Below are 14,797 nucleotides of genomic sequence, written 5' to 3'. Positions count from 1 at the left end.
GGGCGCCTCCTTATTCATTGCTCGTTAACTGGTCCAGCTCGGCAATGACCTGCCTGATCTCTGCTTCGTCCTTGGCCTTAGCACCACTAGCCAGCGGGTGGCCACCACCATCGTGCTTCTTCGCTAGCTCATTGATTACCGGGCCCTTAGAACGCAAACGAATCCGGTAGTGGCCGTCCGCCTGCTCAACAAAGATGGCCCAGGCACGGACGTCCTTAATCCGTCCCGGCAGCGAAACCACCGCCGAGGTCCCTGCTTCAGTCAGGCCGAACTTCTCGAGGAGGTCATTCGTTAACACGACGTAGGCGGCACCGTGATCTAAAATTGTCAGGTGCTCGTAAACGTAGGCCGATAGACGGGCCACCGGCAGGGTAATCTCATCTTCCCGCCGGCTAATCTCGGCCGCATTTGCTCCGGCAGCCATCAGCGCACCCGCAACTAGCATCGTCCGGGGAGTCGTTGCTGGGTACAAGAAGCGGCCGGTATCACCGATAATTCCCGCATAAAGGGCGTGGGCGGCCTTCTTAGGCAGGGTCAGCTGGTCGCTAAAATGCTGGTAAAAATCGTAGATCATTTCTGAACAGCTTGACGCGTCTGGTTCGACCCACATCAGGTCGCCGAAGGGCTCATCATTCGGGTGGTGGTCAATTTTGATCAACTCGTCACCATTATTAAACCGCCGGTCATCGATCCGGGGAGCGTTGGCCGTGTCGGTGACAATCACCAGGGCATCATTAAAGGTTTCGCCGTCAATGTCATCCATCGTTCCAATCCAGTCAAAACCTGGAATATGCTTTCCTACCAGGTAAACCTGCTTGTAAGGGAAGGAGGCCTTCAAGATTTCGCCGAGCCCCACCTGGGAGCCGATGGCATCCGGGTCCGGCCGCTGGTGCCGGTGAATGATAATTTTATTGTACTTTTTGATTTGTTCTAGAATCTGACTTAACTGGTCCGACATAATAATTACTCCTTCGCACTCCATAATTGTCTAAGAATTAAGTATAACAGGATTTGCGCCCTGATTCTATCAAAAACGTAACAGAATGGGCGTGGTCAGGCAAGTCAGCGTTCGAACTGCCAGCCAGTTGCTGCCTTGAGGCATTATTAGCTTTAAAATAGCAAGGGAGCGAGACAGAAGTCGTTTACGACTTCGTTTTCAAGCCCCCGCGAACACAAATAGGGCTTCAGAGATTGGCAAAGCCGAACTCTGAAGCCCATTTGCGTACCGCGCTATTCGCTTTTTATTAAAGTAATAGGACTTTATGTCACAGCCCCTGAACTAAATTAATTACTTCTTGTCGACAGCGTGGCCACCGAAACCATTCCGTAATGCCGCAACGACCTTCCCGTCAAAGGTATCCTCTTGCATGGACTTGAAACGCGCACATAATGCTTCGTAGATAACTGGCGTTGGCACGTTGTGGTCCATCGCATCAGCAATCGTCCAGTGTGCTTCACCACTACTGTGCATCCGACCTTGGATTTGGTCTAAGTGTGGATCCTTTTCAAAGGCATCCTGCGCCAGTTCCATCAGCCAGGACCGGATAACAGAACCGTGGTTCCACAGCTTAGCAACAGCGGCGTTATCGTAATCAAAGTCTGATGCTTCCAGGATTTCAAAGCCTTCACCAATGGCTTCCATCATCCCGTATTCGACCCCATTGTGAACCATCTTGAGGTAGTGACCGGAACCGGCCTTACCAGTGTAAAGGTAGCCATCCTTTTGGGCAATTCCTTCAAAGAGTGGACGAATCCGTTCAAAGGCTTCCTTGTCGTCGCCACCGATCATGAAGTTACCGCCTTCAAGGGCACCACGCCAACCACCAGAAGAACCACAGTCAAAGAAGTGAATTCCCTTTTCGGTCAGCAAACGGTTGTGCTTCAGTGAATCCTTCCAGTAAGTGTTACCACCATCGATCACAATGTCGTCGGCAGAAAGCTTTTCCGCCAACTGAGCCATTGTAGCGTCGGTTGGCTTTCCTGCAGGAACCATTACCCACACAGTCCGTGGAGTGTCCAGCTTTTCGATCATTTCATCCAAGGAAAAAGCAGTTTCGGCACCGTATGAACCGGCTTCCTTAACGGCATCTTGGTTCAAATCGAAAGCAACAACATCGTTACCGTTACGCAGCATGTTTTGGGCAAGGTGAATCCCCATCTTTCCCAGACCAATCAATCCAATTTGCATCTCAAAAGTTCCTCCTGTCGTAGGTCAGCCTGCTAAGTTTAGTTAGCAGGCGAAAAGCTAAATAACGGGACCTTTTTGCTAATAAAAAAGCCCTTAACTAATTACCAGTTAAGAGTTTCGCATGTTTTCATAAATTAGTCAATTATTATTTTGACTCCTGGTCGTCGTCAGCAGACTTAGCATCCGCAGCGTCATCAGTAGTCTCTGTTTCAGCAGCGTCATCTTTGCCAGCACTGGCCTGGGTTTCAGCCGCTTGTTGAGCAGGCTGTTCAGCTTCACCAGCCCGCTTGAGGACCCGGGCAATTGCTACCATATCAAAGGTTAAATAGATTCCTTCACAGTCAAGAGTTACGGTCTGGTTTTCCTTGTTGACCTCGTCAATCTTACCGTGAAGACGACCGATGGTAACCACCTCGTCGCCCTTGTGAAGCTCATTCATCATTTCCTGGTGCTGCTTACGTTGCTTCTGTTGTGGCCGAATCATAAAGAAGTACATCAAAGCAATCATCAAAACAATCAGGATGATGCTGGAGTAACCACCGGTATTAGCAGCAGCTAAAGTTACAAAACTATTCACGATATTATCCATTCCTTTCGCCAAATCTCTCTTTTAACTTTACCAAACTTTTTATAAAAAAACCACCGTTAGTAGTCAATTGCTAGGTCGGCCATCAATTCTGCCAGCCGCCCAGCCGCGATAGCTTGGCGGAAGCGGTCAACCAACTGGTTAAGCACATACAGGTTGTGGGCTGTCAACAATCGGACCCCCACTGGTGACTGCTCTTGGAGGAGCTGGTGCAGGTATGCCCGGGAATAACCCGCCTGGCAAGTCGGGCACTGACAGCCTGGCACCAGTGTCCGGGAGTCACCTGCCAAGTGTTCTTGGGTCAGGTGCAATCGTTTTGTCCCCAGGTAGGCAGTGCCATGGAGCGCGGTCGTCGCCGCACAGTCGCTATCAACAATGTCCATTCCCTGTGCAATTGCTATCAGTACCTGCTCTAACGCCCCACAGGCAGGTAAGTAGCGCAGCCCCTCCGTAGGGAGCATCGCAACGATTTCACCGATTACCCGCCGTTGTTCCGCCAATTTGACGGCCCCATCAATCCCTAAGAGGGCATAGCCACAAGGGTGAGTTACCTGAGCCGCGGCAACACTGGCCTGGCGGACCCGTTTCAGGCCGCCCCCAACTACCGGCGCCAGCGTATTCAATAACTGCTTGTCCATTCCGAGCCATTCGGCCGTCTGCTGGGCAGTTGCTTGCAAATCGTCGACGGGGGCATAGTAATCATCCCAGCGGGCAAAGCCAACCAGCAGATCACAGCCCAGCAGCCGTTGCCATTGCTGGGCTAACTGGGGTGTATACATTTTTTGCTGCCCCGTCGCTGGCTCGTGAAAACTAACCCCTGTTTTCTTACGGCCACGGGGTTTGGCCCAGCGGTAAGCCTGGTCTGCTCCAGATGCCCCGACAACGATTCCCGGCCAGCGCAAGTGCTCATGAATATCGGCAAACCCGAGTCGCTCTGGTTGCCCCTGGGCCCTGAGCCAATATTCTAAGGCTGACTGCTTGATGGCCTGCGTCCCAAGTGCTGTCAATTCACCGCTGGTGAGAATTGCGGACACCATTCCGGTTTGAACCAGCATAGGGGTGGTGGCCGTCCGGGATCCTAACTGCAAGTGGCCAGTACGGGCATTGCCGCTCTCTGCCTGGACGTTAAATTTAAGTTTGCTCTCCATATTATTTTCCCTCATCCGTTGGATAATTAATTCCCAGGTGGTCATAGGCTGCTGGCGTGACCACCCGTCCACGGGGAGTTCGACTAATGTAGCCAATCTGAATCAGGTAGGGTTCGTACATTTCTTCAATCGTATTGGTTTCTTCACCAATATTGGCAGCAATTGTTTTCAGACCGACCGGCCCGCCCTGGTAGAAATTAATCATCGTCAACAACATTTTCCGGTCGATTTCATCAAGGCCGCGGCTATCTACCTGGAGGAGATCGAGGGCCTGTTTGACGATAGCGGCATCAATCGCCTGCCGGTGAGCAACCTGGGCAAAGTCCCGCACCCGTTTGAGCAACCGGTTAGCAATCCGGGGCGTTCCCCGGGAACGCAGGGCCAGTTCATGTGCCCCCTGCTCCTCAATTTGGGTATCAAAGATCCGCGCCGATCGAAAAATAATTTGTTTCAGCTCGTCCTGGTTGTAGTAGTTCATGTGCTCAACAATTCCAAACCGGTCCCGCAACGGCGCCGACAGCATTCCGGCCCGGGTCGTTGCTCCAATCAAGGTAAAGGGCGGCAAGGGGAAGTGAACAGGGTGGGCGGTTGGCCCTTCCCCGACCACAATGTCGATGTAGTAATCCTCCATTGCCGAGTAGAGCATTTCCTCCACGACCTTGGGCAGGCGGTGAATTTCGTCAATGAAGAGAACATCTCCAGGCTGGAGTTCGTTTAGCAGAGCCACGAGGTCGCCTGGTTTTTCAATTGCCGGACCGCTGGTCGTCTTGATGTTCACAGCCATTTCATGGGCAATGACCATCGCCAACGTCGTCTTCCCCAGGCCCGGTGGACCGTACAGCAAGACGTGGTCCAAGGCTTCTTCCCGTTCCTTGGCTGCCTTGATGTACACCCGCAGCTTATTTTTGAGCTGTGCTTGACCGATATAGTCCTGAAGATTCTGGGGACGGAGGGTGAGTTCAATCTGCTCCTCCGCTTCATCTTGAGACTGGTCAGATAGCACGTCGTTTTGCTTCTCGTTCACGATGATCCTCCCCTCATTGGTTTAGCAGGCGCAGTGCTTGCCGCAAGTACTCGTCGGTCGATTGTTGCTCCCCACCCAGCTGCTTACCGATCTTTTTGACCTCCCGCTCCTTGTAGCCCAGCGCCTTGAGGGCCGCTAAGGCATCCGCCAGTGCCGGGTTAGCTGCTCCACTGATCGGCTGCTGGTCAAACAGGCTGCCAGCAGTAGCGGCCGCCAGCTTATCTTTCAAATCCAACACAATCTGTGAGGCCGTCTTTTTACCGATTCCCGGAAACTTCGTCAGGTAGCCAATGTTATTGTTAGCAATTGCATCCACCAGTCCCTGGTGGTCAGGGTTGGCCAGAATTGCCAAAGCACTCTTCGGGCCAATTCCCGAAACGTTGATCAGCTGCATAAACAACCGTTTTTCCGCCTGGTCACTGAAGCCAAACAGGGAAATGTCATTGTCTCGAACAGCCTGGTAGACAAACACCCGGACGGCCTTGGCTGAATCCTCATGGAAGCGGTAGGGGTTGGCCACCAATAATTTGTAACCAACTCCCTGAACATCTACCACGATGTACTGGGGGGCAACAATGCTAATGGTTCCCGTTAAATATTCATACACGTCAGAAAACTCCTTTATCACTAAAAATCATGGTCGTCGAAATCGTCAGCATACGGAACATGAGCTTCCTGGATCCGTTTAAACATCTTTTCGAGGTCGCGGTCGTTAAAATGAACCGTTACGGGACGACCGTGAGGACAGTTAAACGGGTTCTCACACTGGGGAAGCCGGTGCAACAGTGCCCGGGCCTCCCGCTCGTCCAGGTGGTGGTTAGCCTTAATCGCCCGTTTGCAGCTCATCATGATGGCCGTCTTCATCCGAAATTGCTGGACGGTCAGCTTGCCGTCCTTAATGATCCAATCAATCATTTCCCGGACGGTATCCTCTTCTTGCCCCTCTTTAAACCAGGTCGGGTGTGACCGTAGCAAGAAACTATTTTGCCCAAAGTGTTCCAGGTGCAGGCCAACGCTTGCTAAAACGTCAGCATGATTGCTGATGGTCAAGGCGTCAACCGTCGAATAGTTCAACACTAGCGGAACCAGGAACGTCTGCTGGTCAGCACTGACCTGACCGATTTCCTGCCGGTAGCGCTCATAGTTGATCCGCTCCTGGGCGGCATGCTGGTCAACGATATATAAGCCATCACTAGCCTGGGCTAATAAAAAGGTCCCCTGGAGCTGGCCGATATATTGCAGGTCTGGAAAGCGTCCCGTCTCCTGGTCGCTCTTGTCATGAACATCCAGTTCGAGGTTTTCCGTCTGGACTGGCGCGGTTGGCTGACTATCAGCGGCTGGCCTTCCTGAATCATTAAACAGTGCCGGCAGGCTTTCGTCTTGGTAACGAGCATCAAACTCCTTCATCCGGGCAGAATTTAGTTCACTGCTCTGGTGGATAATCACTGGGGACGGGATTTGGCTGTCGACCGTATCCGCCCCGGCCTTTGCCGTGCTCGTTGGTAGAGGAGACGTCACGGCTGCGCTGGACGCTCCTGCCGTGTCAGCTTGGTCAACTCCGTAGGAAGCCGCCGCTTCGTTCAGGCGCCGGTTAAGGTCGTCAACTAGGTCCGGATCTGGCTGGGGGGTAAACCGGTCCGCATCCACGTCAGGAATTAAGTTTTCCTGGGCAATCCGCTGGCGAATGGTTTGCGCAATCAGCTTAGCTAGCTGGTCCTCCTTGCTCAGACGGACCTCCCGTTTTGCCGGATGGACATTGACGTCCACCAGGACCGGATCCAAGTCAATGTTAATGACGGCCACCGGGTAGCGCCCCACCATCAGCTTTGACTCGTAGCCCTGGATAATCGCCTTAGTCAGGGCATAATTACGGACGTAGCGGTGGTTGATCATTATCGTAATGTACTGGCGGGACGCCCGGGTTAACTCCGGCAGGGAAACAAAGCCGGTTACCCGAAAATCATTATCGGTCCCCTGGACAGCCAGCATCTTCCGCCCCGCTTGAATTCCGTAAATCGTTGCGATTACCTGCTGGAGGTTATCGTTCCCCGCCGACCGAAAGATTTCCTTCCCATTATGGGTAAAGCTAAAAGCCACCTGGGGGTTAGCGAGGGCCAGCCGGTTGATAATATCAGTAATTCGAGCCAGTTCCGTCTGGGGAGATTTGAGGTACTTCAAGCGGGCCGGCGTGTTGAAGAAGAGTTCCGTCACCCGGACGTCAGTTCCCCGCCGGGCCGGTGCTGGTTGGTTGGTAACCAGTTTGCCACCCCGGAGATGGACAGTCCGGCCAGCGGTTGCGTCCGCGATGGCCGTCGTTAGTTCGACGTCTGCAACCGAAGCAATGCTGGGCAGCGCCTCCCCACGAAAGCCCATCGTCTGGACCCGAAAAAGGTCTTGGCGGCTATTGATCTTACTCGTGGCATGGCGCTTAAAAGCTAATTCCACGTCATCAGCAGCAATTCCCTGACCGTCATCAATCACCCTGATGCTATCAAGGCCTGCATTTTCCACGATGATGTCAACCCGTTTGCTCTGAGCGTCCAGGGAATTTTCCACCAGTTCCTTCACAATTGAGGCTGGCCGTTCAATTACTTCCCCGGCAGCGATTTGATCAGCTAAAATATCATTTAATTCATGAATCTGCCCCATTCGCCTTCACACCTCACTTTAGTTTTTGCTGCCAGTCATATAGCTGGTTCATTACCTCCATCGGCGTCATTCCCATCAGGTTAAGCTCCTTCAGCTGGTTAAGCACCCGTTCCTCTTTTTTATCCAGCTTCTTGGCGGCCGGCTGGGGGTTAAACAATTCCATTTGGCCGTTCTGTTCAACTAGCGGAGCTGCTGCGGGTGCTTCCTGGACCCGGTCGGTTAGCTGGGCCGCAGGCTGTTGCGGAGTCGGTTGGCTGGTCGGGCCTGCTGCCCCCTTCTTAGCCAGCTCGGCTTCCTTATTCTCCAATTTCTGCAGGATCTGGTCGGCACGCTTCAGAAGTGGCGCGGGCATGCCAGCCAGCTTGGCAACGTGGATTCCGTACGACTTATCCGCTGGCCCCGCACTGACCTTGTGGAGGAAGACCAGCTCACCGTTCTTCTCCGTTGCCCCCACGTGAACATTCTTTAAGCGGGGAAGGGTCTCTTCCAGGCTGGTTAGTTCATGGTAGTGGGTGGAGAAGAGGGTCTTGGCGCGAACGTGCTGGTGGACATACTCAATTATTGCCTGGGCCAGGGCCATCCCATCGTAAGTAGCAGTCCCACGGCCAATCTCATCAAAGAGGATCAGGCTCCGGTCCGTGGCGTGACTCAGGGCATTGTTAGCCTCCATCATCTCCACCATAAACGTACTTTCGCCGGAAATCAGGTCGTCTGCCGCCCCAATCCGGGTAAAGATTTGGTCAAAAATCGGCAGCTCAGCCCGGCTTGCCGGAACAAAGCACCCCATCTGGGCCATTACCGCCGTCAGTGCTAACTGCCGCATATAGGTACTCTTCCCGGACATATTAGGTCCCGTAATCAGCAGAATATCCGTGTCGTCCCCCATCTGGACGTCGTTTGGAACGTATTCCTGGTGGCCCATAAACTTTTCTACTACTGGGTGGCGCCCGTCCTTAATCTGTAACTGGTGACCACTGTTCATTATCGGCCGGACGAAGTGGTAGTCTTCACTGACCACGGCAAAGCTCTGTAAAACATCCAGTTCGGACAGGGCCTGGGCCAATTTTTGCAACCGCTGAATCTGTTCCTTGACCTGCTCACGAATCTTCACGAAGAGGTCATATTCAAGGGCCACTGACTTCTCTTGGGCGCCGAGGATTAGGGCTTCCTTTTCCTTTAACTCCGGCGTAGAAAAGCGCTCCGCATTAACCAAGGTTTGCTTTCGTTCGTACCGGTCCCGCGGAATCTTATCCAGGTTGACCTTGGTAACTTCGATAAAATAGCCAAAAACATGGTTATAACCAATCTTCAAGTTATTGATACCAGTTACCTGCCGCTCCTGCTCTTGAAGGTCAGCAATCCACTGCTTGCCGTTGTTCATGGCATCCCGGTACTGGTCTAACTGGTCATTGTAGCCATCCTTAATTACCCCACCATCCGTGACCGCAATCGGCGGTTCTTCCACGATGGCTCGGTCAATCAGATCGGCAATATCCGTCAAGGGGTCTAAGCGGCTAGTAAGGTCTGTAAAAACGGGGGAGTCGAGGGTTTCGAGGACATACTTAATCTTGGGGACCTGCTCCAAAGACGTCTTTAGCTGAATCAGGTCCCGGCCATTGACACTCCCGTACGCGACCCGGCCAGCTAGGCGTTCCAGGTCATAAACCTTAATCAATTCTTCCTGAAGGTTGCTCCGTTCGAAGTAGTGGTCAAGCAGCTCGGCCACTTTATCCTGGCGTTCCTTAATTGCCGCCGGATCAATCAGCGGCCTGTCCAGCCAGCGTTTTAAGAGCCGGCTGCCCATCGCCGTTTTGGTCTCGTCCAACAGCCAGGATAGGGTTCCCTGACGCTTCCCGCTCCGGAGGTTGGTCATCAGTTCGAGATTCGTCTTGGAATAATGATCAATCTTCATAAACGAACTAGGTTGGTAAGCAATCGCCCCTTGCATATGGGCAAGAGAACGTTTTTGCGTCGTCAGCAGGTAGGAAACCAGGAGGCCTACCACGTGCCGCTGACCGGCAGCTGTCAGGTCCTGGGTCAGGTAGCTGATCTCCGACCGCTTGAGAATTTCCGTCTGCTGGGAAAGCAGGATGTGCCGGCTGTCCAAGGCAGCTTTGAGGCGGGCGGGCAAGTCCCCCTCCCCGACAACTTCCTTACTTTGGAGGTTGATCAGTTCGTTAATGACCCCCTCGACGCTGCCTAAGCTGGTCGCTTTCAGTTCCCCCGTCGACAAGTCGGTGTAGGCCAGGTTAAACTGATTGCCCGCCTGGCTAATTGCCGCCAAATAGTTGTTCTGCCGCGCTTGATCGCCATTGAGGTCCATCTGGGTTCCTGGAGTAATCAACCGGGTTACGGCCCGTTTGACCATTCCCTTAGCCTTCTTTGGATCCTCCATCTGTTCACAAATTGCTACCTTGTAGCCCTTGTCAATCAACATGTCAACATAGCTTTCAACGGCCCGGTGGGGAACCCCACACATTGGAATTGGATTTTTGGCACTGTGATTCCGGGTCGTCAGGGTTAGCTCTAACAACTGCGCCCCCTTCACCGCATCTTCGTTAAAAAGTTCATAAAAGTCACCAAGGCGATAAAACAGGAAAGCATCTGGATACTGGTCCTTGACCTTCTGATACTGTTCCATCATTGGTGTTTGTTTCTTTGCCAAAAAGTTCACCTCATTAAAAACTCTGCGTAATTTACATATGACAATTATATTTTTTGTGTCTCGTCAGTGCAAGCAGGGCACCGGGGATTTAAAAAACAAGAGAGGGGGACATAACTATTGGCCTAGTTCGTAATCCCACCTCCGTCGATGCGCAGCCTGCCTCCTGCGGATTGCACTATTAACTTTAAAATAGCAAAGAGGTTGAGCTGAGTCCCAACCTCTTGCTTGATAACGCTGGCTGATTGGCTAACTATTTTGCATAGTCAACCGCCCGTACTTCACGAATAACCGTTACCTTAATGTGGCCTGGATATTCTAACTGTTTCTCAATTTGTTGTTTAATATCATGAGCCAAAGTCGTTGCTTCCATGTCAGAAATCTTCTTTGGCTTGACAATTACTCGTAATTCACGACCAGCCTGAATGGCAAAACTATGGTCGACACCATCGTAATTATTAGCTATACCTTCTAGTTTCTTTAGCCGCTGAATGTACTGCTCTAAGGACTCACTCCGGGCACCGGGACGGGCACCAGAAATGGCATCCGCTGCCTGTACCAGGATAGCAATGACCGACGTTGCCGGCACATCGCCGTGGTGAGAAGCGATTGTGTTAATCACAACCTTATTTTCCTTATACTTCTGCGTCAGTTCAACTCCTAATTCAACGTGGGAACCATCGACCTCATGGTCAACTGCCTTTCCGATATCGTGAAGGAGTCCGGCCCGTTTAGCCAGGGCCACGTCTTCACCTAATTCACCCGCCATAATACCGGCTAGTTTAGCCACCTCGATTGAGTGGTTAAGGACGTTTTGTCCGTAACTGGTCCGGTACTTCATCCGGCCGACCGTCTTAATCAGGTCGGGGTGCATTGAATGAATACCAAGGTCAAAGAGCGCCTGTTCACCGGTCTCCCGGAGCTGACTGTCCATTTCCTTGCGGGCCTTGTCGACTGCCTCTTCAATCCGGGCCGGATGAATCCGGCCATCCTGAATTAGCTTTTCCAAGGCAATCTTAGCAATCTCCCGCCGTACGGGATCAAAGCCGCTCAAGACGACCGCTTCCGGCGTATCATCAATAATCAGGTCAATCCCGGTCAGGGTTTCCAAGGTCCGAATATTCCGACCCTCGCGCCCGATAATTCGGCCCTTCATATCATCATTCGGCAGGTTAACAACTGAGACCGTCGTTTCGGAAACTACATCGGCGGCACTCCGCTGGATTGCTTCCACGATCAATTTCTTTGCATTACGATCCGCGGTCACTTCGGCTTCTTGCTCACTATCACGGATCATTACTTCCCGCTCTGTCTTGAGCTGTTCCTTCATTTCTGCCAGAAGCAGGCTCTTGGCATCCTCGTGTGACATCTGCGCGACCTTTTCCAATTCGGCCTGACGCTGGTCAACTAATGCGGCTGCTGCCTGCTGCTTTTGGTGAAGTTTCTCAGTTTCCTGATCCAGTTTGTGTTCACGCTTGCCGACCGCTGATTCACGTCGTTCTAATGCGGAATCCTTGTGATCAAGGCTGGTTTCACGCTGCAGAAGACGATCCTCCTGCCGCTGAACCTCACTCCGGCGTTGTTTTAGCTCATCTTCAACATTTTCACGGTAGCGGTGACTTTCTTCCTTAGCCTCCAGAATCGCTTCTTTTTTCGCCGTTTCCGCTTCACTCTTAGCGGTCGCAATAATTCCCGCAGCGGTCTGCTGCGCCGCTGCTAACTGTTTTTCGTAAGTTGCTTTACGAATAGCATAGCCAATAACAAGACCGACAACCATAGCAAGCGCGGCGAAAATAAATAACTGCACAATTTCACCCCCGCTTCAACTATTTTGTTGTTGGTTGGTTAATAATTTTCACCGTGTCACGCTTACAAAGCATCACACAAATTAAATTTTAATCTTGGTCAAGGAAGGTGTCAACTATTATTATTTTGTCGCCTCCTCAGCAAAAAAGGGAGTCACAAACATTTGTGCTCCCTTAGTTAACAGTATTAGTTAGTTCTTGCTGGCCTCTTCGATGGTCTCCTGCTGACCAGCAGCCGGAGCGTCACCATCATCGGCGGCCTTCTTGCTCTCTTCCAGCGGCTTCATGCCATTAGCAACCCGAACCTTATTCATCAGTTCCATCATGCTGTCTGGGTGATCAGCAAGCCACTGTTTGGCGTTTTCCCGGCCCTGACCAATTCGTTCGTTGCCGTATGAGTACCATGCACCGCTCTTCTTCACCAGGTCCTGGTCTACCGCCATATCCAACAGTTCACCAGTCTTCGAGATTCCTTCACCATACATGATATCAACTTCACACCGCTTGAACGGAGGCGCTACCTTATTCTTAACGATTTTAACCTTCGCCTTATTACCGATGACGTCGGTTCCGTTCTTAATCTGTTCCGCCCGGCGGATTTCCATCCGGATGGTGGAGTAAAATTTAAGGGCCCGGCCCCCAGTAGTCGTTTCGGGATTTCCAAACATAACCCCGACCTTTTCACGGATTTGATTGATGAAAATCGCAATTGTCTTCGTCTTGTTGATTTCACCAGAAAGTTTCCGCAAGGCTTGGGACATCAACCGCGCCTGCAAACCGACGTGGTGGTCACCCATGTCACCATCAATTTCGGCTTGGGGAACCAGGGCGGCTACGGAATCAATCACGACCAGGTCAATTGCACTGGTGGCAATTAAGGCATCTGCAATCGCCAGTCCCTCTTCACCGGTGTCTGGCTGGGATAAGAGCAGGTTGTCGACATCAACCCCAAGGGCTTCCGCATACTGCGGGTCTAAGGCGTTTTCGGCATCGATGTACGCTACCGTGCCCCCTTGCCGTTGAACTTCTGCCACGGCATGGAGGGCGACAGTCGTCTTCCCCGAACTTTCAGGACCGTAGATTTCTACTATCCGGCCCCGTGGATAACCGCCAACACCAAGTGCCTTGTCGATTGCCAGCGAACCGCTGGAAACCGTCGCAATCTTCATGTCGGCAGCATCCCCCATGCGCATGATCGAACCCTTACCAAAGTTCTTTTCAATCTTTTGAAGTGCTTTATCTAAAGCTGCTTTACGCTGGTCTGCCAAATTACTTCCTCCTTTATCGGACTCATCTCTGCCAATTAACGATACCAGTTTTCATCAGAAAACACAAGAAAAATGCGAACAGCGGTTCGCTTAGCCTTGTAGTGCCTGGAAAACCATTTGTAGGCCGTACTGGACACTCAGGTTACGAACCGCCTGCCGCCCCAGGTAGGCAGCTAAATGGAGCTCCTTAGTTTTCGTCGGCTGGCCGCGGTGAGCAAGTCCCAGCCAAACGGTTCCCGCCGGGTGCCCCTCCAAGTCATCAGGGCCCGCAACTCCGGTAAAGGAGAGCGCAAAGTCAGCATCCAGGAGTTCACGGCTCTTTTCTGCCATCTGGGCCGCGGTCTGGGAACTCACAACCCCGTGTTCTGCAATTACTTCCGGTTCAATCCCCAGTAATTTTTCCTTCGCACCCGCCGCATAGGTCACAAAACCACCGTTAAAGACGTTGGAGGCACCAGGGACCGAACAAATCGTACTCTGAAAAAGGCCGCCGGTGAGGCTCTCAGCCCCAGTGATGGTTTGCCGCCGCGCATGCAGCTGCTCAACCACCTCCGCTACCAGCGTACACTTGTCGCCAACCCCAAAGAAGTATGGCCGTTCGACCGCCAAAATGGCTGCCGTGACCTGGTCTAGCAGGTCATTAGCCTGAGCTGTCGGCAGGTCATAGACGTTAATCCGTACCTGGATTTGGCTAGGCTGAACGTAGGAGGTAACCGTCATATCCTGAAACTGCTCAGTTGCAGCCTCAATCTCATCCATTAACTGCGACTCGGGCCGTCCCAAAAAATTCAAGGTTCGACTTGCAATCCGCCGCCCGGTACCATACTTTTCCACCAGACGCGGTTGAACACTTTCTTCCAGCATTGCCCGGAACTCTGCTGGGGGCCCCGGAAGCACGACTACCACCAGGCCGTCCTGCTCGTACCAGCTGCCCAATGCCAGCCCCACCGGATTGGCGAGCGGTGTCCCACCGGCAAGGTAACGAGCCTGTTGAATATTCTCCGGGAGCATCTCAATCCGGCGCGCCTTAAACGTTCCCTTGATCCACTCCCAGTGCTGGTCATCCGTCTTTAGCCCCGTCCCTAAAGCGGCAGCAGTACTCTTTAGCGTAACGTCATCGGTTGTCGGTCCAAGCCCACCACAGACAAAGATCAGCGACGCCCGCTGACGGGCATTGTCAATCGCAGTAACGATTTGCTCCTGGTCGTCCATCACCGTTACCTGGTGGGGGGATTTAATGTCCAGCGTTGAAAGCGTCCGGGCTAATAACGGAACATTAGTATTCGTCACCTGGCCCAACACTAATTCAGTTCCTACCGAAATAATTTCTGCATCCATGTCAGTATCCTCCTAATTATTTAAACACGGCCTTTACCCGTAAATGCACGAAAACTGTTAAAAAAGGCAAAAAAGGAGTGGGGCGGAACTAGCCCTTCCTAGTTCGGTCCCCGCTCCCATCGGCATCCC

Annotated in this window: 11 protein-coding genes; all 11 read right to left on the bottom strand. The window is 52.4% G+C overall.

Going from position 1 to position 14,797, the window contains the following annotated elements; translation table 11 throughout:
* Positions 1–10 precede the first annotated feature (10 nt).
* The 11 genes from N4599_RS09810 to N4599_RS09760 all read right to left on the bottom strand — a co-directional run bounded on the left by N4599_RS09810 (position 11) and on the right by N4599_RS09760 (position 14,668).
* Positions 11–958, bottom strand: coding sequence for a DHH family phosphoesterase (locus N4599_RS09810; RefSeq protein ID WP_191363777.1), 948 nt, complete (start codon positions 956–958; stop codon positions 11–13).
* 330 nt (positions 959–1,288) lie between these two features.
* On the bottom strand, positions 1,289–2,188 hold the full coding sequence (gnd, locus tag N4599_RS09805) for a phosphogluconate dehydrogenase (NAD(+)-dependent, decarboxylating) (RefSeq protein ID WP_003714385.1): 900 nt from the start codon (positions 2,186–2,188) through the stop codon (positions 1,289–1,291).
* A 145-nt stretch (positions 2,189–2,333) separates the two neighbouring features.
* Positions 2,334–2,777: a preprotein translocase subunit YajC gene (yajC, locus tag N4599_RS09800; protein ID WP_003714446.1), complete on the bottom strand. Its 444-nt coding sequence runs from the start codon at positions 2,775–2,777 to the stop codon at positions 2,334–2,336.
* A 56-nt stretch (positions 2,778–2,833) separates the two neighbouring features.
* Positions 2,834–3,922, bottom strand: coding sequence for a tRNA-ribosyltransferase family protein (locus N4599_RS09795; RefSeq protein ID WP_191363775.1), 1,089 nt, complete (start codon positions 3,920–3,922; stop codon positions 2,834–2,836).
* Between the two features lies 1 nt (position 3,923).
* Positions 3,924–4,946 carry a Holliday junction branch migration DNA helicase RuvB gene (gene ruvB, locus N4599_RS09790; RefSeq protein WP_003714415.1) on the bottom strand — a complete coding sequence of 341 codons (1,023 nt, stop codon included), beginning with the start codon at positions 4,944–4,946 and terminating at the stop codon, positions 3,924–3,926.
* Between the two features lie 13 nt (positions 4,947–4,959).
* Complete coding sequence (gene ruvA / locus N4599_RS09785; RefSeq protein WP_191363774.1) at positions 4,960–5,553, bottom strand: Holliday junction branch migration protein RuvA; 594 nt, start codon at positions 5,551–5,553, stop codon at positions 4,960–4,962.
* A gap of 20 nt (positions 5,554–5,573) precedes the next feature.
* Complete coding sequence (mutL, locus tag N4599_RS09780; protein WP_260899791.1) at positions 5,574–7,595, bottom strand: DNA mismatch repair endonuclease MutL; 2,022 nt, start codon at positions 7,593–7,595, stop codon at positions 5,574–5,576.
* Between the two features lie 13 nt (positions 7,596–7,608).
* Entirely contained in the window at positions 7,609–10,236 is a 2,628-nt protein-coding gene (gene mutS, locus N4599_RS09775; RefSeq protein WP_419719960.1) for a DNA mismatch repair protein MutS, read from the bottom strand.
* Positions 10,237–10,510: 274 nt separating this feature from the next.
* On the bottom strand, positions 10,511–12,034 hold the full coding sequence (gene rny / locus N4599_RS09770) for a ribonuclease Y (protein WP_419719959.1): 1,524 nt from the start codon (positions 12,032–12,034) through the stop codon (positions 10,511–10,513).
* A gap of 219 nt (positions 12,035–12,253) precedes the next feature.
* Positions 12,254–13,330, bottom strand: coding sequence for a recombinase RecA (gene recA / locus N4599_RS09765; RefSeq protein WP_003714432.1), 1,077 nt, complete (start codon positions 13,328–13,330; stop codon positions 12,254–12,256).
* Positions 13,331–13,420: 90 nt separating this feature from the next.
* Complete coding sequence (locus N4599_RS09760) at positions 13,421–14,668, bottom strand: competence/damage-inducible protein A (RefSeq protein ID WP_260899750.1); 1,248 nt, start codon at positions 14,666–14,668, stop codon at positions 13,421–13,423.
* Positions 14,669–14,797 lie beyond the last annotated feature (129 nt).

Origin of the sequence: Limosilactobacillus oris, from assembly GCF_025311495.1 — a bacterium.
In the GTDB taxonomy this organism is placed as follows: Bacteria; Bacillota; Bacilli; order Lactobacillales; family Lactobacillaceae; genus Limosilactobacillus; species Limosilactobacillus oris_A.
The sequence above is the reverse complement of the archived record's forward strand: the minus strand, read 5'-3'. Positions and strand labels throughout refer to the sequence as shown.

What these genes read in the sequence shown, in the direction of transcription:
- N4599_RS09810 (WP_191363777.1), bottom strand. Translation starts at nt 958, where the DNA reads ATGTCGGACCAGTTAAGTCAGATTCTAGAACAAATCAAAAAGTACAAT.
- gnd (WP_003714385.1), bottom strand. Translation starts at nt 2,188, where the DNA reads ATGCAAATTGGATTGATTGGTCTGGGAAAGATGGGGATTCACCTTGCC.
- yajC (WP_003714446.1), bottom strand. Translation starts at nt 2,777, where the DNA reads ATGGATAATATCGTGAATAGTTTTGTAACTTTAGCTGCTGCTAATACC.
- N4599_RS09795 (WP_191363775.1), bottom strand. Translation starts at nt 3,922, where the DNA reads ATGGAGAGCAAACTTAAATTTAACGTCCAGGCAGAGAGCGGCAATGCC.
- mutL (WP_260899791.1), bottom strand. Translation starts at nt 7,595, where the DNA reads ATGGGGCAGATTCATGAATTAAATGATATTTTAGCTGATCAAATCGCT.
- mutS (WP_419719960.1), bottom strand. Translation starts at nt 10,236, where the DNA reads ATGGAACAGTATCAGAAGGTCAAGGACCAGTATCCAGATGCTTTCCTG.
- rny (WP_419719959.1), bottom strand. Translation starts at nt 12,034, where the DNA reads ATGGTTGTCGGTCTTGTTATTGGCTATGCTATTCGTAAAGCAACTTAC.
- N4599_RS09760 (WP_260899750.1), bottom strand. Translation starts at nt 14,668, where the DNA reads ATGGATGCAGAAATTATTTCGGTAGGAACTGAATTAGTGTTGGGCCAG.